Source organism: Arthrobacter sp. MAHUQ-56 (genome assembly GCF_019710585.1).
In the GTDB taxonomy this organism is placed as follows: domain Bacteria; phylum Actinomycetota; class Actinomycetes; order Actinomycetales; family Micrococcaceae; genus Arthrobacter.
The window spans coordinates 268,157-287,284 of sequence record NZ_JAIFZQ010000004.1 but is presented as its reverse complement, the minus strand read 5'-3'; the positions used below and the strand labels follow the sequence as shown (position 1 = coordinate 287,284).

Sequence of the window (19,128 nt, the reverse complement as noted above, 5' to 3'; positions counted from 1 at the left end):
CGGTAGGCTGGCGGTATGCCTGCACCCGAATACGTCCTAAAGCTGCGCAAGAAGATCGGCAACGACCCCCTCTGGGTTCCCGGCGTCCGGGGAGTGGTGATCGACGATGCCGGCAGGATCCTGCTGGCCCAGCGGGCAGACAACCGGCAATGGGCACTCATCAGCGGCATGCTGGACCCGGGGGAGCAGCCGGCCCGGGGTCTGGTCCGGGAGATCTTCGAGGAAACGGCGGTTATCGCGGAAGCCGAACGCGTCGTGTCAGTGGGCGCGGTAGGCCCCGTGACCTACCCCAACGGCGATGTCTGCGAGTTCCTGGACGTGGTGTTTTTGTGCCGTTATGTGGCCGGCGAGGCCCGCGTCAATGACGACGAATCCCTGGCTGTTGGCTGGTTTGGCCTCGACGAACTTCCCGAACTGATGCCCGGGCACCTCACCAGCATCCGCCAGGCGCTGGCGCCGTCAGGAACCGCGCACTTCGAGCCATAAGCCCGCAGGCGCCGCGGCTCCGGTCAAGCCTGCAGCCAGCGCCACCACCGCGGCTGCTCCGGTTCCGGCGTCGGTTCCGGTTCGGGCTCCTCGCCCAGGGCGCGCGCGGCCTCCACGATGTCGTCCGCGGTGAGCGTCATGACGGCCTCACGGTCGAGTGCGTCGAGGCTTTGTTCCCCGTCGAGCGACAGCCGCAGCGCCTGGCGGTTGAGCGCCTGCTCGAACAAGGTGCGGGCGAACCGTGCGTTGCCGGAGTCCTCGCCCGCGTGGAGCCCGGTCAGGATGCGGCGGAGCATCTGGTCCGCACCTGGCTCCAGCGTGTACTCGTGCTGGGCCAGCATCTGGTGGAAGATTGTCTGGAGTGCGTCGACGGAGTAGTCGGGGAAGGTGATCTCGCGGGCGAAGCGGGAGCGCAGTCCGGGGTTCGAAAGCAGGAATGACTCCATCAGCTGCGGGTACCCGGCCACGATCACCACCAGGCGGTGGCGGTGGTCCTCCATCCGCTTGAGCAGGACCTCGATCGCCTCGGGGCCGAAGTCCATGCGCCCGTCCTCCGGGGCCAGCGCGTAGGCCTCGTCGATGAACAGGACACCGTCCAGGGCACGCCGGATCACCCGGTCCGTCTTGATGGCGGTCTGGCCGACGTACTGTCCCACCAGACCCGAACGGTCCACCTCGACCAGGTGGCCTTTCTGCAGCAGTCCGACCGCGCGGTACATCTCGGCCAGGAGCCGCGCCACGGTGGTCTTGCCCGTGCCCGGGTTTCCGAGGAACACCAGATGCTGCGATGTGGCCACCTCCGGCAGGCCGTGCGCCTTACGGCGGGCCTGGACCTGGAGCAGTGCGACGAGGGCCCGCACCTGTTCCTTCACGGTCTCCAGTCCGACCAGCGCGTCAAGCTCGGCCTGTACCTCGGACAGCGGCCGGGCCGGCCCGGGCCTGGCACCGATGAAATCGCCGACCAGGTCATCGACGCGCTCCGAGCCGGGCAGCTTGAGCTGATCGGCAAGGTGGCCGATCGTTTCACGCAGGTCGTCGAGCGGATGGCGGCTGGGAGCCATGCATCCACTGTAGTACCTTCACGCCCACACCGGGACGGGGTTCCGGATGCCTTCAAGCGCTTGGGATGAAAGTACGACGGCGGCCGGTGCCTTCCGCGCGAAGGGTACCGGCCGCCGTCGGGCCCCCAAAAGGGGCCTCCGAAGCCAGGGAGGCAGTGCGGATTTAGGCCTTGTGGGCAGGGGACGTCATGGTGGTGACGTCCAGGGCCTTGTCGAGGTCGGCCTCGGAGACCTTGCCTTCGCCTTCGCCGACGAAGCCGAGCTTCTCGGTGGCCTGGCGGATGGTCAGGCCCTCCTTGACGGCGGTCTTGGCGATCTTGGCGGCGTTCTCGTAGCCAATGTACTTGTTCAGCGGGGTCACGATGGACGGCGAAGCCTCGGCCAGGAAGCGGGCGCGCTCCACGTTGGCCGTGATGCCGTCGATCATCTTGTCCGCCATGACGCGGCTGGTGTTGGCGAGCAGGCGGATGGACTCGAGCAGGTTGGCGGCCATGACCGGGATACCCACGTTGAGCTCGAAGGCGCCGTTGGTGCCGGACCAGGCGATGGCGGTGTCGTTGCCGATCACCTGGGCGGCGACCATGATGGAGGCTTCGCAGATGACCGGGTTGACCTTGCCGGGCATGATGGAGGAGCCGGGCTGCAGGTCCGGGATGGCGATTTCGCCGAGGCCCGTGTTGGGGCCCGAGCCCATCCAGCGAAGGTCGTTGTTGATCTTCATGAACGAGATGGCGATGTTGCGCAGCTGGCTGGAGGCCTCGATCAGGCCGTCGCGGTTGGCCTGGGCCTCGAAGTGGTCGCGGGCCTCGGTCAGCGGCAGTCCGGTGTCCGTGGCCAGCAGTTCGATCACGCGCTCGGGGAAGCCGGCAGGGGTGTTGATGCCGGTGCCCACGGCGGTGCCGCCCAGCGGAACCTCCGCAACGCGGGGGAGCGAGGCGTTGATGCGCTCGATGCCGTAGCGGACCTGCGCAGCGTAGCCGCCGAACTCCTGGCCCAGGGTTACGGGGGTGGCGTCCATGAGGTGGGTGCGGCCGGACTTGACGACGTCCTTGAACTCGGCTGCCTTGCGCTCCAGCGACTCGGCCAGGTAGCCCAGGGCGGGGATGAGGTCATTGATCAGTGCGGACGTGGCCGCAACGTGCACGGACGTGGGGAACACGTCGTTGGAGGACTGCGAGGCGTTGACGTGGTCGTTGGGGTGGACCACCTTGTCGCTGCCGGCGGCCTTGAGCGCACGGGTGGCCAGTTCGGCCAGCACCTCGTTGGTGTTCATGTTGGAGGACGTGCCGGAACCGGTCTGGAACACATCGATCGGGAAGTCGCCGTCGTACTTGCCGGCGGCCACCTCATCGGCTGCGTCAGCAATCGCCTTGGCCAGCTCGCCGTCGAGCACGCCCAGTTCTGCGTTGGCCTGGGCAGCGGCCTTCTTGACCCGGGCCAGGGCCTCGATGTGGGTGCGCTCCAGCGTCTTGCCGGAGATGGGGAAGTTCTCCACTGCCCGCTGCGTCTGCGCGCGGTACAGTGCGTTCACGGGGACGCGGACTTCGCCCATCGTGTCATGTTCAATGCGGAACTCTTCAGTGGAAGTCATGGGGCTAGCTTATGGCGGAGGGGCGCCCCATCGAAAACCGTTAAGTGGGGGCTGCCGGCGGTCCGCTGGACCGCCGGCAGGTGGCTCCTAGAGCTCGCCGATTCCGTAAACCAAGTCCGCGCGGCCTTCTGCAAGCCGGTAGGAAAGTCCAACGACGGCGGTGCGGCCGCCCTCGATTGCGTCCGAAATCACACGCGAGCTGTCCGCAAGGCGCTGTGACGTCTGCTTGACGTGCTCCACCACCATGTCGTTGACCTCGGGCTGGTCATTGCGCAGGGATGTCAGCACGGAGGGCGTAATGCGCTCCACGAGGTCCCGGATGAAGCCCGCCGGCATTTCGCCGGTCTCCACGGCGTCCTTGGTGGCCGTGACGGCACCGCAGCTGTCGTGCCCGAGAATGACGATCAACGGCACGTTCAGTACGCCGACGCTGTACTCCAGGGACCCCAGGACTGCGTCGTCAATGACCTGGCCGGCGGTGCGGACCACGAAGACGTCGCCCAGGCCGACGTCGAAAATAATCTCGGCCGCAAGCCGGGAATCGGAGCAGCCGAAGATGACGGCGAAAGGGTTCTGCGTCTCCACCAGGGACGAGCGCCGTGAAGCGTTCTGGTTGGGATGCGAGGACTCGCCGTTTACGAAACGTTCGTTGCCTTCGCGCAGGCGGCGCCAGGCCAGTGCAGGAGTCAGATAAGTCGTCACGGCCCTTACCTTACGGCGTGGCGCTGGCAGAGGGGGAAACTGTGACGGCGCCGCTGCTGTCAAGGGACTTCACGACGGCGTCCGCCAAGGTGGCGAATTCGTCCAGTTGTGCAGCGCCCGAGAGGATGACGGTAGTGCCCCGGTAGGCGAGCACCATCGACTTTTCGCCCTTGCCGGTGTCCCGCAGCTCCCACTCCTGCCCGCCCGCGTTCCGGGAACCGGTGACGGGCGCGTTCTTTGTCTGCTGCAGCAGCCAGGTGGGGTTGGCGCTCTTGGTTTGGACCAGGCCGATGAAGGAGCCCTTGGGCGTCAGGTACCCGACTTCCCAGGCGGCAACCCCGCTGCCCGTCCCGGCTTCCCACCGGGCGTAGTTTGCCCGGAATGCGTTGCCGGTATCCGGTGCCACGGGTGTGAATCCTGCCACATCCGCGGCATTCCGTGCGACGGAGGCGACGTCGATGTCCGGCCGGTAGCCCTCGTTCCTGGGCTGGGGATTCATCAGGACGACCGGCAGGAAGGCCGCGATGCTGAGGACCAGGGCAATGATCATCCCGATCACGGAAGCGTTGGCGCGCTTGGCCGCCGCGGCCGGAATGACAGGCTTTACCGGTGCCTCCGCGCTGCTGCCGGCGGAACGGGATTGCCCTTCCGGCGCTGGCTGGCCGGAGTTCGGGCTGGTGGTTTCCTGCATGTCATTCACCCCTCCATAGTCCCCCATCGGGGACCATGGATTCCATTCGGCCGGATCCCGCCCTGGAGCGCTGCAGCGCAGACATTGCGCGGACGCGTCATGCACCGCCCCGCGCCGCGGTGCCACGACTATGATCGATAGCAGAGGAATCACCGCACAGCTCCCGGCTGGCGGGTTCAATGATCGCCACTCGAAGAAGAGGTTCACGTGTCACCAGCGTCCATGACCCAGAAGTACTCCACGCTTTCCCCGTCGCTCGCCGTCGGCATTGATGAGCCCGACCGCAACCTTGCCCTGGAACTGGTCCGCGTCACCGAGGCCGCGGCCATCGCCGGCGGACACTGGGTCGGTTTCGGTGACAAGAACAAGGCCGACGGCGCCGCCGTCGACGCCATGCGCTCCTTCCTGCAGACCGTCCACTTCAACGGCGTCGTGGTCATCGGCGAAGGCGAGAAGGACGAGGCGCCCATGCTGTTCAACGGCGAGCGTGTGGGCGACGGCACCGGGCCCGAGGTCGACGTCGCGGTTGACCCCATCGACGGAACCCGCCTGACGGCCCTTGGCATCAACAACGCCCTTGCCGTGCTGGCTGTGGCCGAGCGGGGCTCCATGTTCGACCCCTCGGCCGTGTTCTACATGGAAAAGCTCGTCACCGGACCCGAAGCCGCTGACATGGTGGACCTGCGCCTGCCCGTCAAGCAGAACCTGCACCTGATTGCCAAGGCCAAGGGCGTGAAGGTCAACCAGCTCAATGTCATGATCCTGGACCGTGACCGCCACCGCCCGCTGGTGGAGGAAATCCGTGAAGCCGGTGCACGCACCAAGTTCATCATGGACGGCGACGTCGCCGGTGCCATTGCCGCCGCACGTTCCGGCACCGGGGTGGACGCCCTGATGGGCATCGGGGGCACCCCTGAAGGCATCGTGGCGGCCTGCGCCATCAAGTCCCTCGGCGGCGTGATCCAGGGCCGCCTTTGGCCCACCAGCGACGAGGAGAAGCAGAAGGCCATCGACGCCGGCCACGACCTGGAGCGGGTGCTTTCCACCAACGACCTCGTCTCCAGCGACAACTGCTACTTCGCGGCCACCGGCATCACCGACGGCGACCTGCTCAAGGGTGTCCGGTACTCCAAGGACAAGGTCCTGACCCAGTCCATCGTGATGCGTTCCAAGTCCGGCACCATCCGGTTCGTCGAGGGCGAGCACCAGGCCAGCAAGTGGGAAGGCTACGCCCGCAAGAATTGAGCCACGGCTCCCGCCGGTTACGGCAGCCCCCGGTGCGCCTGGCGCGCACCGGGGGCTTTGGCGTTAAGGGCTTGGTATAGGGTTTAAGCCATGATTCCTGCTGTTGTGCCCTGTACTGACCGCGCCCGTTGGGACGAATATGTCGACCGGTTCCAGGGGCATCCGCAGCAGCTGTGGGGATGGGGTGAGACCAAGGCGGCACACGGCTGGTCCGTGGACCGTGTACTCGTCCAGGCCGGCGATGAGACCATTGGCTGCGCCCAGCTCCTGGTCCGGAGGCTTCCGTTTCCATTCAAGGCGCTGGTCTACGTTCCCCGCGGCCCGATGTGCACCGTGGAGAACGCCCAGGTGGTGCTGAACCGCCTGGCCGAATACGCCGCCTCCCGCCACCACGGTGTCGCCCTGAGCATTGAACCGGACTGGGACCGCGGCTCGGCCTATGCCGGGGCGGTCGCCGCCGCGGGCTTCCGCGAAACAACAAACACCGTGCTCATTCCCCGCACGCTCATCCTGGACCTCACCCGGTCCGATGACGAGCTGATGGCAGAGATGTCGAAATCCACCCGCGCCAACATCCGCAAGGCGATGCGCAGCGACGTGGAATTCCGCAAGGTCAAGAACGACTCCGAACTGGAGCAGGTGCTGGCCATCTACCATGAAACGGCGGAGCGGGCCGGATTCGGCATCCACGAGGACCAGTACTACCGCGACATCTTCCGGAACCTTGGGGACGCGTCCCCGATCATTGCAGCGTTCGACGGCGAGCAGATGCTGGCGTTCACCTGGCTCTCCCGCAGTGCCTCAACCGCCTTCGAGCTGTACGGCGGAGTGTCCTCCGAAGGGCAGAAACAGCGCGTGAACTACGGCGTGAAGTGGGCGGCACTGCAGTCGATGCGGGAGGACGGCTGCCGCCGCTACGACTTCAACGGCCTGCTCAACGACGGCATCTCCGACTTCAAGAAGCAGTTCGCCAAGCACGAAGACATGCTGCTGGGAACATGGGAGAAGCCGCTCTCACCGTTGTACCCCGCGTACGCGCAGGCCATGCCGCTGGCCCGCAAGGGGCTGCAGACGGCCCGCCGGCTCGTCAAGGGCGCGGCGGGCCGCGCAACTGCCCTGCTGCGGCGCGGCTAAGTCCGGCTAAAGCCCGGTGGTCACCGCGAAGGCGAGGACCGGTCCCGTGCTGCCGGCCACCCGGTGCACGTTGACCGGCGCTTCCGCCGCCGCCACGAAGGCGCTGCCGCCGCGTGCGAGCTCCAGGTCGCCCTTGGGGGAGTCGAGGTAGACGGCACCATCGAGCACGATGACCACCGCCGGACCGGCCTGGGCCAGCGGAACGGGGCCGGCATCCGGGCCCAGCTCGATGCGCTGGAGCTGGAACTCCCCGAACGGCGGACGGAACAGCTCCTGGTCCATCACGGTCTTTTCGGCGCTGATCATCGGCACGGCCACGGGATGGAAGTCGATGGTGCGCAGGAGTTCGGGAACATCGACGAACTTCGGTGTCAGCCCGCCGCGCAGGACATTGTCAGACGACGCCATGACCTCCACGCCCAAACCGTGAAGGTAGGCGTGCACATTCCCTGCGGGCAGGTATACCGCCTCGCCCGGCTGCAGCGAGATCCTGTTCAGCAGCAGCGAGATCAGGACGCCGGGGTCGCCCGGGTACTTCTCGTTGAGGCTGATGACCGTCCGCAGTTCGGTTTCATACGGTGCCAGCGGCGCCCCTGCGAGCAGGGCGGCCACCACGAGCGCCGTTTCCTCTGCCACGGCCGGCCCGCCGGTGATCAGCCGTTCAAACGCCCGGTGCAGGCCAGCGCCCTCGTCCGCGGCGGCGAGGTCGTCAAGGAGGGCCTGGATGAGCGCCGGGGACTTGCCGTCCGCAGTAAGTGCCTCCGCAACATGCAGCAGGATCTTCCGGGTCCCGGCCACCGGCCGGAAGCCGCACAGTGCCTCGAAGGGCGTCAGGGCGAAGATCATCTCGGGCTTGTGGTTGTCATCCCGGTAGTTCCGGTTCGGGGCGTGGGGATCCATCCCCGCTTCGTTTTCGCGTGCGAAACCGGCCCTGGCCTGGTCCAGGCTCGGGTGGACCTGGAGGGAAAGCGGCTGGGCGGCGGCCAGGATTTTCGCCAGGAAGGGCAGCCGGGGGCCAAAAGCGGCCACTGATTCGGCTCCCAGGAAGTGTTCCGGGTCCGATGCGATCAGGGCGTCGAGCGGCCTGTGCGTCCCGTCCTCCGGCACCTGGGCCACCGAGGGCGAATCGGGATGCGCCCCGATCCACAGCTCCGCCTCCGGTTGTCCCGATTCGGGCCGGCCCAGCAGCGAAGCGATCGCTGTCGTCGAACCCCAGGCGTAGTTCCGGAGGACATTCTCAATCTCGTACAAGGATGGTTCCGTTTCCCTAGCTAGTCATGGGTGCAGTTACAGCGCGGCGCACTGTCCGTTGGTGGCCACGAGTTCGCGGATGGCCTGCTCGTTGCCCTCGCGCTTGAGCTCGTTCAGCAACTCCTCGGTGATGGGCTCGCCGTCGGGGGTGGTGGTCACGGGCGTGAAGTCCGACGGCGCCGGTGACTCCTGCGCAAAGCCTCCGGTGTAGGGCCGGGGGAGGAGCGCGGGGGCGGGGCCGGCCGCCTGCAGGTGTCCCGCACCCGCCGCCGGCACCTCGAGGGCGTCGTCCTGCGGCCCGGAAGCCGGGCCGGCAGCCTGTGGCCCGGACGCGGAGGCCAGCAGCTGGTCAACGCGCGCGTGGATCTCGTCGAAGTCGGGGTTCGTGGAGAACGTCGGGTCGAAATCCGGCGGCCCAAGGGTGAGCCGTTTGGCCTCCTTGCCCTTTGACTTCATCGCCAGGTCAAGGAAACTGCCCAGCTGCGAGGAGGAGATGTTGGAATCCACTACCTTTGTCCCGGCATCTGCGATGTCTTCGAACTTGGCCAGCAAGGTGGCGGGATCAAGCTGCTTGAGCATGGCCTGCTGGACGCACTGCTGGCGGGCGATCCGTGCGTAGTCATCGACGAATTCCCGCGAGCGGCCGTACCAGAGGGCGTGGTAGCCGTCCAGCGTGTTGTCGCCGGCAGGAATCCAGCCCAGCGGCATGCCGTGGATTCCATTGATCTCATCAATGGTCTCGCCGCTGATCGGGACCCAGCCACCGGCCTTGATCCGGATGCCGCCCATGGCATCGATGAGCTTGGAGAAGCCGTCCATGTCGACCAGGACATAGGCCTGGATGTCCATGCCCAGCGTCCCTGAAACGGCCTCAAGGGTGGCCTGCGCGCCGGGATCGGCAACGCCGGGGTAGAGGTCGGCGTGTTCGTTGGTGACCTCTGTGTTGATGGCGTTGATCAGGCACTCGTCGCCGCAGTCATAGCCGTCGGGGTAGATCTTGCGCATGGGCGAATCGGCGCTGAACTGGGCGTTCTGGAAGTTCCGGGGGATGGAGATAATGGCTGTCTGGCCGGTCTTGGCGTCCACGCTTAACACCGAGAGGCTGTCGGGGCGGCGCCCGGTGCGGTCGTCACCGGCGTCACCACCGATCATCAGGAAGTTGTAGCGTCCCTCCACGGGCTCGATGGCCGGGCCCGACGAGAAGATGCTGCCAATCGCGTTCCGGCCCACGTTCAGCAGGTAGGCCGCATAACCGAGGGAGCCGCTGCCCAGGACCAGCGCCAGCACCAGGGCGATGCCGACGGCGGGCCGCGCCGACGGTGCCAGCAGGACGGGGCGGATCAGGCGCAGGGTGTTCACGAACAGGACAGCCCAGCCCACAGCAAGGGCCGCCAGGAGCAGCACCACGAGCAGCGACGTGACAGGGTTGGTGACGATGCTGATGAGCAGCGTCCGGTTGAGCAGCAGCAGTACCAGTGCCAGGAGAAGGGCCACCCAGACGCAGAGCGTCACGCGCAGCGCGATCCGGCCCAGCCTGCGGTCACCGGCCACCAGTTGGGCGCTGCCTGGGACCAGGAGCGTCAGCAGGACCAGCACGAACGCCCGTTTGGTGCGGACATTGGGGGAGGCGCTGGCCGGATACCGTACGGGGTCCGTCAGGAGCGCTCCCGGCCCGGTCTGCGGCACGTTGCTGCTGGCCATGCCCGCCGCCCTAACGGCTGCCCCGGAAGGTGCCCGGGCCTTCTGGGAAGACCTCGCTCACTTTTTGGCGCAGGCTGGCACCCTTGCGGCTGGCAACGGCGTTCAGGTCGGCGGCGAAGTCCAGGAGATCCGCACGCAGCGACGCGGCGAGCTCATCCGTACCGGAGGCCAGCATCCGTACCGCCAGCAGACCTGCGTTGCGGGCCCCTGCAATGGAGACGGTTGCCACCGGAACGCCGGCAGGCATTTGGACGATGGAAAGCAGGGAGTCCATGCCGTCCAGGGTCTTCAACGGGACCGGAACCCCGATGACCGGCAGCGGCGTAACGCTGGCCAGCATGCCCGGCAGGTGCGCGGCACCGCCGGCACCTGCGATGATCACCCGCAGGCCGCGCTCGTGCGCCGTCTGGCCGTAGCGGATCATTTCCGTAGGCATCCGGTGGGCCGAGACCACGTCCGCCTCGAACGGGATTCCAAATTCGGCCAGGGCGTCCGCCGCAGCCTCCATGACGGGCCAGTCGGAGTCGGAACCCATGACCAGGCCCACCAAGGGACTGGTGGCGGGGGTGGCTTCGGCGCTCATGCATTCTCCTCGAAAATTACTGACGGTTCCTCTGTGCCGGGGCGTCCGTCCCGGATGATGGCTGCCACCGCAGCCGCCCGCCGGCGCACTGAGTCGACATCCGCCGTCGAACTTCCCACCAGGTTGACGTGGCCGATCTTGCGGCCGGGCCGAACGGACTTGCCGTAGCAGTGGACCTTGGCGGCAGGTTCGCTGGCCAGGGCCAGGGGGAAGGCTGAATACAGGTCCAGGTTCCCGCCGCCCAGGAAGTTCTTCATTACCGTCACGGGCGCCAGCGCATCGGTGGCGCCCAGGGGCAGATTAAGGACCGCGCGAAGGTGCTGCTCGAACTGGCTGGTGATGGAGCCGTCCTGGGTCCAGTGGCCCGTGTTGTGGGGGCGCATTGCCAGTTCGTTGATCAGGAAGCCGGCCCCCGTGCCGGGCGTCTCGAACAGTTCCACGGCCAGAACGCCGGTGACGTCCAGCTCGGCGGCGATGCGCAGGGCCGCGTCTTCCGCAGCTGCTGCCACTTCCACCGGGATATCCAGGGCCGGCGCGATGACCTCGTCGCAGACGCCGTCCACCTGGATGGTGTGGACCACCGGCCATGCCCGGGCTTCGCCGTCCGGCGTCCGGGCAACCAGGGCGGAAAGCTCGCGGGTGAATTCCACCTTTGCCTCGGCCAGCAGTGGGCTCATTGCCGCAAACCAGTCCCCGGCGCCTTCAGCCTCTTCCGCGGAGGAGATGATGCGTACGCCCTTGCCGTCGTAACCGCCGCGCGGCATCTTCAGTACCACCGGCCACCCTGTCTCCTCGCCGAAGCGGACCAGGGCAGGGACGTCGGCGACGGAAGCCCAGGCGGGGTTGGGGAGTTCCAGCCGGTCCACAGCCGCACGCATGACCAGCTTGTCCTGCGCGTGCTCAAGGGCCTCGGGTCCGGGCTGGACGTTGACGCCCGCCTCCCGGAGCGCGCGCAGATGCTCCGTCGGCACGTGCTCATGGTCGAACGTCAAAACATCCAGGCCCTGGGCGAAGTCCAGGAGGGTCTGCAGGTCCTTGTAGTCACCCACTGGGGTCTCCGGTACCGCGGACACCGCGGAGACGTCGTGGCCCTCCGCCAAAACGCGGAGTTCAAAACCGAGGGCTGTCGCGGCCGGGGCCATCATGCGCGCGAGCTGGCCGCCGCCAACTACACCTATTACTGGAAAAGTCACATGTGCCAGCCTACCGAAGTCGGCAACGGTATCCCGCTTTTGGGGTCTGTCGGGGGAGACATTTCCGGTATTGCGGCACCCGCCAACAGCCCTCGCCGGGGAAGCCCCAAGGTTTGGGAGCTAAAATGGGCTTTTGGCCAAGTGGCCCACAGTTCGTCACGGCCATGGAGGGTCATGTTTAGCACACTTGCAGATCGTATTCGGGGGCTTGCCTCACTTTTCTGGCGCGAAGTGGCAAAATTCGGCGCCGTGGGCGGTGTGGCGTTCGTCATCGACAACGGTCTGACGTACTACCTCATGCACGGGCCCATGTCCGACAGCGAAGCCAAAGCCCGCTTCGTGGGCGCCACCGTCGCCACAGTCTTTTCCTGGATCGCCAACCGCTTCTGGACCTTCCGGCACCGGCGGCAGGCCAACATTCTCCGTGAATTTGCGATGTTCGTGCTCATCAACGGCATCGGCATCGGTATTTCGACCGGGTTCACGGCACTGGCCAAGTACGGGCTCGGGATCGATAACAAGAACCTGCTGTTCCTGGCCGGCGTGGCGGGCATCCTCGTGGCCACCGTGGTCCGCTTCTTCGCTTACCGCTTCCTCGTCTTCAACCAGGAACTGGACCAGGAGCCGGAGTTCTCCCACGACCACGAACTCATCGAAGCGCACCCGCACAAGGACCACGCGCCGGCCGCCGAGCGCGAGCCGTCCGCCGGCCGAAGGCCGCAGGCCTAACCGCCGGGCCGCCTGGCCGCAGCGGGCATCGCCTAGCTTCCGTGGATGCGCTCGTCGGCCAGCAGTTTGTCCGTGAGCGGCACGTCAGGGTGCGTCAGCACTACCGAGCCCCCTTGGTTCCACACTCCGAGGGCGTCGGACAGCGCTGACTCGAGCCCCCGCTCCGCGGGGACATGCAGCCTGGCCCCCTCCCCGTGGGGGCGGGCAAAGCGGCTGAGCAGATCTGCGTGCACGATCCTGCGGCCGTCATGGGTCACCAGCGCACAGGCTTCCGGATCGGGATCGCCGTGCGGCATGAACACGTCGCCGTGGGAACGCACCTCCGCTGCGTAGTCGATGCAGCCGTCCGGGAGGTCCCCGGTCCACCGCATGGCGAGTGCGGGCAGCGCCACTGCGATGACGGCGTCGTACTGTTCCCTAACCTGCGCCGGTTCGTCCGTGGCCAGGAAGTCCGCCGGGGCGGCGTCAAGTACCAGTTCGAGTCCAAGCTGCCAGCCGGCCAGCGCCCACACCATGGATTTCCAGTGGGCGGGAAGACTTAGCCGGAGCCGCATGCCTGGTTCGGCGTCGAGCTCGTCCTGCAGAAGGTTGCTGGTCTTTGCCACCCAGTTGTCCAGCACCCGGCCTGACAGCTCCACGCGCTCTGTGTCGGGGCCGTACCAGGTGAGGCGCGGGGCGGTGGAATTGCCCGAGCGCAGGAGCGCCGTCAGGTCGGTGGCAGGGATAGTCGTCATGGCTCCATCCTGCCATTGGCGCCGTGGCTCGTCACTGCGGTCCGGAACGGCTGCCGGAGACGCGGCGCAGGCGAAGTGATTCTTATCACTCCCAATGCTAAGCGTGCTTGCTATTTTGTGGCGGAGCGGGTATTTTCCCGCTATTGAGCGCTTTTTCCGGGGTAAAAGCCCCCCAATGCCCATGACTGGGCCCATCCCTGCGCTTGGTCTTGAAAATTCCCGGGCGTGGCGTGCCGGATGTTCCCAGGTTCGACTGATTATTATCCCGGCCACGGCTTGACTCGCCCTAGTTACACACGTGTAATTAGGTAACTAAAGCAATTGCGTAAATACCGGCACACAAACCGAGTGTCCACGTATCCAGGCAGGGGCTGCAACATCAGGAGGGTCGCCATGGGGCAAGCAGAGCGTATCCAGGAAGATGCCGTCGTAGCCGGCCAGGCAACGGCGAAATACCGTGCACGGGGGGTGCCAAGCGATTGGTACGTGGACCCCGCGGATCCTGATGCGGCAGAGCGCTACAACAGGAACTCCAGCAGCGTCCTGGAGGACCAGGCCACTGCCTTCCTGGCAGCGCATGAGGCGCTCTTGGAAGGCGGGGACCTCGAGGACGACCTCGATCCGCCCATGGAATTGCCTGCCAGCGGGCCGGCCCAGCCGGTATGGATCGGCCTGCCCTTCCAGCAGGACTTCGACGACGAGGGCGAACTGGGCTGGCAGACGGATGCCCTGTGCGCCCAGACTGACCCGGAAGCCTTTTTCCCGGAAAAGGGCGGCTCAACCCGCGACGCCAAGAAGGTGTGCGGTGCCTGCAACGTTAGGTCCCAGTGCCTGGAGTACGCACTGGCCAACGATGAGCGGTTCGGTATTTGGGGCGGCCTTTCCGAGCGTGAGCGCCGGCGGCTAAGGAAGCGAGCAATCTAATTCTTCAGGATGTCCATGTCACTGCCGTTGTGGTTGCCCACAACGGCAGTGCCTATCTGCCCAGAACTTTGTCAGCCCTGGCGAATCAAACCCGCCCGGTTGACCGTGCCATCGGCGTGGACACTGGGTCCGCTGATGATTCGACGGCCCTGCTCGGGCAGGGCCTGGGTGAAGCCAGCGTTGTCCAGCACCGGGGCAGGAGCGGCATGGGGGCGGCCGTCTCAGCCGCCCTTGAAGCCCTTGCGCCGTCCCATGGAGCCATGGACGGCAGAACCGAGTGGATCTGGCTGCTCCACGACGACGCCGCCCCGGCGCCGGAAGCCCTCGCCGAACTCCTGGGCGCAGTGGAGCGGGCACCCTCGGTCACCGTGGCCGGCTGCAAGCAACTCGACTGGCACGAGCCCCGGAAGCTGATAGACGTAGGGCTTTCCACCAGCCGCTGGGCTGAGCGGCTCACCCTCATCGACGCGGATGAGTTGGACCAGGGACAGTACGACGGCCGCACTGACACGTTCGCCGTTAACTCCGCGGGCATGCTGGTGCGCCGGGACGTCTGGGACCACCTCGGCGGTTTCGACCCCGCCCTGCCAGGCAGCGGCGACGACGTTGACTTCTGTTGGCGGAACCGGCTCGCAGGCCACCGCGTGGTGGTGGTCCCGGCCGCCCGGATGTTCCACGTGGCCCACCGCCCGCATGCACTGGGGAACCCCGCGGCGGCACGCAAGGCCCAGGTCCACCTGCGCCTGAAGCACAGCACGCCATGGATGGTCCCCGTCCATGCCGTCGGCGCGCTTCTCGGCAGCCTCTTCAAACTCATTCTGAGCATTGTCGTCAAGGATCCAGGGCACGGCATCAGCCAACTCCTTGCCACCTGTGCGGCCCTCGGGCGGCCGCGGGCCGTGGCCAAGGCCAGGCTGGCAGCGCGGCGGACCCGGCGGATCCGCAGATCCGTCATCCGTAAGCTGCAGACCCCCCGCCGCGAGGTCTGGAGCCACCGCCGGTCCCTGATGGAGGCGCTCGGATCGGACGGATCGGGCGCCGACGACCTCGTCCAGGATCCCCTGGCCCACCAGCCCAGCGGCGACGCCGCAGACGACTTTGCATCCCTGGCAGTGAGCAAGCGGGGCTGGGTGGGCAATGGTGCCCTGGCGGCCATTATCATCGCCTCGGTAGCCTCGCTGCTGGCCCTGACGGGGCTGTTCCGTGCCGGTGCCGTAACCGGTGGCGCCCTGCTTCCGGTTTCGGCCACCCTGGGTGACATCTGGCACAACGCCTCAAGCTGGTGGGTGGGCCTTGGCGCGGGGCTTCCCGGACGGGGGGACCCGTTCGGCTACGTGCTCTGGATCCTCGGCGTCCTCGGCGGCGGGGATGCCAATGCTGCCATGGCGTGGCTGCTCTTGCTGGCGGCGCCGCTCTCGGGGCTCACGGCCTGGTTTGCCGCCGGCGGGCTCACCGTCCGGCGCCGCCTTCGCCTCGTAGCCGCCCTCTTCTGGGCGGCGGCCCCCGCCCTGCAAGCTGCCCTGAACCAGGGGCGTGCAGGCGCCCTGGTTGCCCACGTCATGATCCCGCTGGTAGTCCTTGGCCTGCTGCGTGCCACAGGCTCGGCAACGGGCCACGGGCGCTTCCTCCTGCCGTCCCACGGCGGGGAGAGCGCGGCCGACCCCTCTGCCGGCAAACCCGGCATCAACGGCACGCCTTCCTGGACGGCCGCTGCGGCGGCAGGCCTGGCGCTGGCGGCCACCACGGCCTCGGCGCCCTCCCTGCTTATCCCGGCAACCGTGCTCATCGTGCTCTGCGGCCTGCTTCTGGGCCGGCGCGGCCGCACTGTCTGGTGGGCGCTGCTGCCCAGCGCCGCATTGTTCATCCCGTTCGCACTCACCGCCCTTGACCGGCCCCGCGCGCTCCTGGCGGATCCGGGGCTGCCGCTGGCGTTCAATGCGGCTCCGTTGTGGCAGCAGCTCCTGGGCCAGCCACTGCAATTCGATCCGGCGGGCGGCCTGCAGGGACTGGCCGCCTTTGCCGGCGGGACAGTGCCATGGGCCCTGCTGCTCACAGTCTTCGTGGCGGCGCCGCTACTGGTTCTTGCCGTCGTCGGCCTTTTCCTCCCCGGGCGCCGGAACCGGGCAGCCAGGTGGTTCTGGATCACAGCGGTCCTCACCTTGGCGTCCGGCTGGCTGGCCAGCCACGTCGTCACGGGAATGAATGCGGACACGTTGGTGACACCCTTTACCGGGCCGGCCGTGTCCGCAGCCGGGTTCGCCCTCCTTGCGGCCGCGCTCCTGGGGGCTGAGCAGTTGCTGGCCCGGGGGGACGCCGCCTCTGCCCGCGGGGTCAAGCCCCGGAGGGCCGTGAGGGCGGGCGCCGCAGTGGTGATGGCGGTACTGCTCGCCGGTCCGCTCGCCGGCATGGCCGTATGGTCCGCGCAGAACCTGCTGCACCCGGCCGGCACGTCCGCCACTTCCGCCGAGGGGACTGGCGAGGTCCGGTCCGCAGCGGAAGCGGGTGCCGGGGGAGCGCTGGGTACACCGCGCCTGGTTGAAGCCGGTACGGCGCGGACCCTCCCCGCCACCGCCATCGACCGTGGCACCGGTCCGGAACAGACACGTACGCTCCTGATCAGCACGGGTGACGACGGCACGTTCTCCGCGTCCCTCGTCCGAGGTGCAGGAACCACCCTCGACAGCCTCTCCGCCATGGCGTCCGCGCGCAACATCCTCGGTGCCCCGGGTGCCGAAGAAGTGCGCGCCGACGACGACGTGACTGCCTCCATCCGCCGGGTTGTCGCAACCCTGGTGGCCGGCCAGGGCGTGGACCCGCGCCGTGACCTTGAGCAGCTCGGCGCCGGATTTGTCGTGCTCCGTTCCGCCGATACCGCAGCCCAGCTCACAGCCAGCCGCATGGACGCCGTGCCCGGCCTGGTTGCCGTGGGGCAGACGGATGTTGGCTGGCTCTGGCGCATCAGCCCGCTCAACCAGCCGGTGGTCCAGGCCGCCGACGTCGCCCACCGCGTACGAATTATCGATGCGCAGGGCGCCACAGTGGGACAGGTCCCTTCGAACAAGGACGACGTCGAGGCTACTGTTCCGGCGGGGCCGGAAGGCCGCCTCGTGGTTCTGTCCGAGCGCGCCGATCCCGGCTGGAGCGCCTGGCTCGACGGCAGGAAGCTGACCTCAACCACCTCCGGCTGGTCCCAGGCCTTCACCCTGCCGGCATCGGGTGGCCAACTCACGATCCGCTACGGGAATCCCTGGGCATGGTGGGCTGCCGCTGCCCAAATAACCGTGATCGGCTTGACGGTAATCCTGGCCATTCCCATGCCCGCGCAAAGGCCGCGGACCGGCCTCTCACGCGATGAGGGCTCCCTGCGTAAGGAACACCAGAATGCATGAGCAGACACCGGCCGACGAAACACCGGGCGCGGCCGTAACGGAGCTCCCGGCCAGTGCTCCGGTGGCCCCCGGAGCAGGAAAAGACGGTAGCGGCAAGGCCACCGGCAGCGGCGCCAGCGCGTTGCCCATGGGCAGGACGCGCACCGCTGCCGTTGCCGGTGTGGCGGCGGGGGCCATCATCCTCGCGGGCGCTACCGCCCTGGTGGCGGCGGGCTCGCTGCTCCCCCTCCCGGAGTCAAGCAGGAGCCTTCCGCCGGCGGCAGCCGCTGTTCCCGCCGGCGCCAGCGTTGGCGTCTGTCCCGGCCCGGCGAGGCTGTTGGAGGGCACGGAAGCAGGCACCGACGCCCAGTTCCGGCCGGAGTCGGCAACCGCCGCGACCACGGTAACCGCCGCCGTGCTCAGTGCCGGCGGCGTGGTGCCCGGAAGCCGCCTTGCGCGCCTTGATGGAAGCGGGGCAGTTGAGATCGCCAAGGATCCGGGGGCGGCGCCCGCCACCGCGCCGCCGCAGGAACTCCGCGCCGGGGTTGTGGCGGATAAGCCGACGGACCAAGTGGGTGTCCTCAGCGCGAACGCGGTGGCAAACCAGAATGCCTCTGCAGCGGCTGCCATGAAATACACTGCGGGCGACGGCGACCTGCAGGGCAGCGCCGCGGCCAGCTGTGCGCAGCCCTCCAATGACCAATGGCTGGCCGGAGCGAGTACCACCGTGGGGCGCACGTCCGTGCTGGCGCTGACCAACGCGTCCAGCACCCCGGCGACAGTCAGCCTTGAACTCTTCGGTCCTGGCGGACAAATCCAGGCGCCTGGCAGCCGCGGCCTGCTGGTGGCCCCGGGCACCACCCGGTCGGTTGTCCTGGCAGGGCTGGCGGCAAACCAATCCCAGCTCAGTGTGCATGTGCGCAGCGCTGGCGGCCCGGTGGCCGCGTCCATCCAGCAAAGCGTCCTGCGGGGCCTGACCCCGGGCGGCGTGGACTTCATCGCGCCGGGCACTGCCCCGGCCGTCCGCCAGGTTGTCACCGGCGTGGACATCCAGGACCCGGCCGGAATTTCCGCCCTGACCGGGCGCCCCGGATACGGGGACGCCGGGCCTTCCCTGCAGCTGACGGTTCCGGGAGCCTCCGATGCGGTGGTGGAAATCAAGCTGTACGGGCGGGACGGCCAAAAGGCCCTGCCGTCCGGCGGCGTTGTCACGGCGAAAGCCGGCGCCGTAACCGAGGTTTCGTTGGCTGGTGTGCCGGCCGGCCAGTACACGGTTGCAGCCTCGTCAGACGTCTCCTTCATTGCCGGGGCGCGCATGAGCCGTGGGCTGCAGCCCGGTCAGGCTTCAGATGTGGCCTGGGTGCCGTCCGGCGTACGGCTGGGCAGCCAGCACGTCGTCCCTGTCCCCAAGGGCGGTCTTCGCCAACTGGTGTTCGGTGCACTGGATACCAGGGCCACCATCACCTATGCGCCGATCACGGCCGACGGAAAAGTCAGGGCGGCTGCCACCGCAGACATCGCCGGCGGAACCACCGCTGCGATCGCGATCCCGGAAAAGGCCGAAGAATCAGACGTTGTGGGTTACGTGGTGTCCGCCTCCGGAGACGCCGCATACGGCGCGGTGCTGCTGGGGCAGGACGGACGGAACGATGTCTCGGCCCTGGCGTTCCTGCCGGCGGCCGCGGGACAGGAAACAGTTCCCGTCCGTTTGGGCTACTAGCGACGCCTCACCCGC

At 67.6% G+C, this 19,128-nt stretch carries 16 protein-coding genes; 7 read left to right on the top strand and 9 right to left on the bottom strand.

What is annotated here, in order from left to right:
- The first annotated feature begins 15 nt into the window (after positions 1-15).
- Positions 16-486, top strand: coding sequence for an NUDIX domain-containing protein (locus tag K4G53_RS02870; protein WP_221383983.1), 471 nt, complete (start codon positions 16-18; stop codon positions 484-486).
- Between the two features lie 23 nt (positions 487-509).
- On the opposite strand, the gene K4G53_RS02865 is transcribed toward K4G53_RS02870, so the two are convergent.
- From K4G53_RS02865 to K4G53_RS02850, 4 genes are all read right to left on the bottom strand, one after another.
- Entirely contained in the window at positions 510-1,547 is a 1,038-nt protein-coding gene (locus K4G53_RS02865) for an AAA family ATPase (protein ID WP_221383982.1), read from the bottom strand.
- 163 nt (positions 1,548-1,710) lie between these two features.
- The gene (locus tag K4G53_RS02860) at positions 1,711-3,138 is read right to left on the bottom strand and encodes a class II fumarate hydratase (RefSeq protein WP_221383981.1); all 1,428 of its coding nucleotides are present in this window, start codon (positions 3,136-3,138) and stop codon (positions 1,711-1,713) included.
- Positions 3,139-3,225: 87 nt separating this feature from the next.
- Positions 3,226-3,840 carry a carbonic anhydrase gene (locus tag K4G53_RS02855; RefSeq protein ID WP_221383980.1) on the bottom strand — a complete coding sequence of 205 codons (615 nt, stop codon included), beginning with the start codon at positions 3,838-3,840 and terminating at the stop codon, positions 3,226-3,228.
- A 10-nt stretch (positions 3,841-3,850) separates the two neighbouring features.
- On the bottom strand, positions 3,851-4,531 hold the full coding sequence (locus K4G53_RS02850) for a DUF4245 domain-containing protein (protein WP_260323076.1): 681 nt from the start codon (positions 4,529-4,531) through the stop codon (positions 3,851-3,853).
- 222 nt (positions 4,532-4,753) lie between these two features.
- On the opposite strand from K4G53_RS02850, the gene glpX reads away from it, so the two are divergent.
- Both glpX and K4G53_RS02840 read left to right on the top strand, forming a co-directional pair.
- Positions 4,754-5,776 carry a class II fructose-bisphosphatase gene (gene glpX / locus K4G53_RS02845; protein WP_221384065.1) on the top strand — a complete coding sequence of 341 codons (1,023 nt, stop codon included), beginning with the start codon at positions 4,754-4,756 and terminating at the stop codon, positions 5,774-5,776.
- 90 nt (positions 5,777-5,866) lie between these two features.
- Complete coding sequence (locus K4G53_RS02840; RefSeq protein WP_221383978.1) at positions 5,867-6,910, top strand: peptidoglycan bridge formation glycyltransferase FemA/FemB family protein; 1,044 nt, start codon at positions 5,867-5,869, stop codon at positions 6,908-6,910.
- Positions 6,911-6,916: 6 nt separating this feature from the next.
- Here K4G53_RS02840 and manA read toward each other — a convergent pair whose 3' ends face one another.
- Genes manA through K4G53_RS02820 form a run of 4 tightly spaced genes read right to left on the bottom strand, consistent with a single transcriptional unit; the run spans position 6,917 to position 11,590 of the window.
- The gene (gene manA, locus K4G53_RS02835; protein ID WP_221383977.1) at positions 6,917-8,161 is read right to left on the bottom strand and encodes a mannose-6-phosphate isomerase, class I; all 1,245 of its coding nucleotides are present in this window, start codon (positions 8,159-8,161) and stop codon (positions 6,917-6,919) included.
- Between the two features lie 36 nt (positions 8,162-8,197).
- The gene (locus K4G53_RS02830; protein WP_221383976.1) at positions 8,198-9,862 is read right to left on the bottom strand and encodes an LCP family protein; all 1,665 of its coding nucleotides are present in this window, start codon (positions 9,860-9,862) and stop codon (positions 8,198-8,200) included.
- 10 nt (positions 9,863-9,872) lie between these two features.
- Positions 9,873-10,445, bottom strand: a complete 573-nt coding sequence (gene purE / locus K4G53_RS02825; protein WP_221383975.1) for a 5-(carboxyamino)imidazole ribonucleotide mutase — start codon at positions 10,443-10,445, stop codon at positions 9,873-9,875.
- Positions 10,442-11,590 carry a 5-(carboxyamino)imidazole ribonucleotide synthase gene (locus K4G53_RS02820; RefSeq protein ID WP_374226140.1) on the bottom strand — a complete coding sequence of 383 codons (1,149 nt, stop codon included), beginning with the start codon at positions 11,588-11,590 and terminating at the stop codon, positions 10,442-10,444. Before K4G53_RS02820 ends, purE begins: the two co-directional genes overlap by 4 nt.
- A 222-nt stretch (positions 11,591-11,812) precedes the next feature.
- Between K4G53_RS02820 and K4G53_RS02815 the strand changes: the two genes are divergently transcribed.
- The gene (locus K4G53_RS02815; RefSeq protein ID WP_221383973.1) at positions 11,813-12,367 is read left to right on the top strand and encodes a GtrA family protein; all 555 of its coding nucleotides are present in this window, start codon (positions 11,813-11,815) and stop codon (positions 12,365-12,367) included.
- 32 nt (positions 12,368-12,399) lie between these two features.
- Here K4G53_RS02815 and K4G53_RS02810 read toward each other — a convergent pair whose 3' ends face one another.
- Entirely contained in the window at positions 12,400-13,101 is a 702-nt protein-coding gene (locus K4G53_RS02810; RefSeq protein ID WP_221383972.1) for a TIGR03089 family protein, read from the bottom strand.
- Positions 13,102-13,494: 393 nt separating this feature from the next.
- On the opposite strand from K4G53_RS02810, the gene K4G53_RS02805 reads away from it, so the two are divergent.
- The 3 genes from K4G53_RS02805 to K4G53_RS02795 are packed head-to-tail and all read left to right on the top strand — an operon-like array spanning position 13,495 to position 19,113.
- Entirely contained in the window at positions 13,495-14,025 is a 531-nt protein-coding gene (locus K4G53_RS02805) for a WhiB family transcriptional regulator (RefSeq protein ID WP_221383971.1), read from the top strand.
- Between the two features lie 29 nt (positions 14,026-14,054).
- The gene (locus K4G53_RS02800) at positions 14,055-17,414 is read left to right on the top strand and encodes a glycosyltransferase (protein ID WP_221383970.1); all 3,360 of its coding nucleotides are present in this window, start codon (positions 14,055-14,057) and stop codon (positions 17,412-17,414) included.
- On the top strand, positions 17,407-19,113 hold the full coding sequence (locus tag K4G53_RS02795) for a DUF5719 family protein (protein ID WP_221383969.1): 1,707 nt from the start codon (positions 17,407-17,409) through the stop codon (positions 19,111-19,113). The genes K4G53_RS02800 and K4G53_RS02795 overlap by 8 nt, the downstream gene beginning before the upstream one ends.
- Positions 19,114-19,128 lie beyond the last annotated feature (15 nt).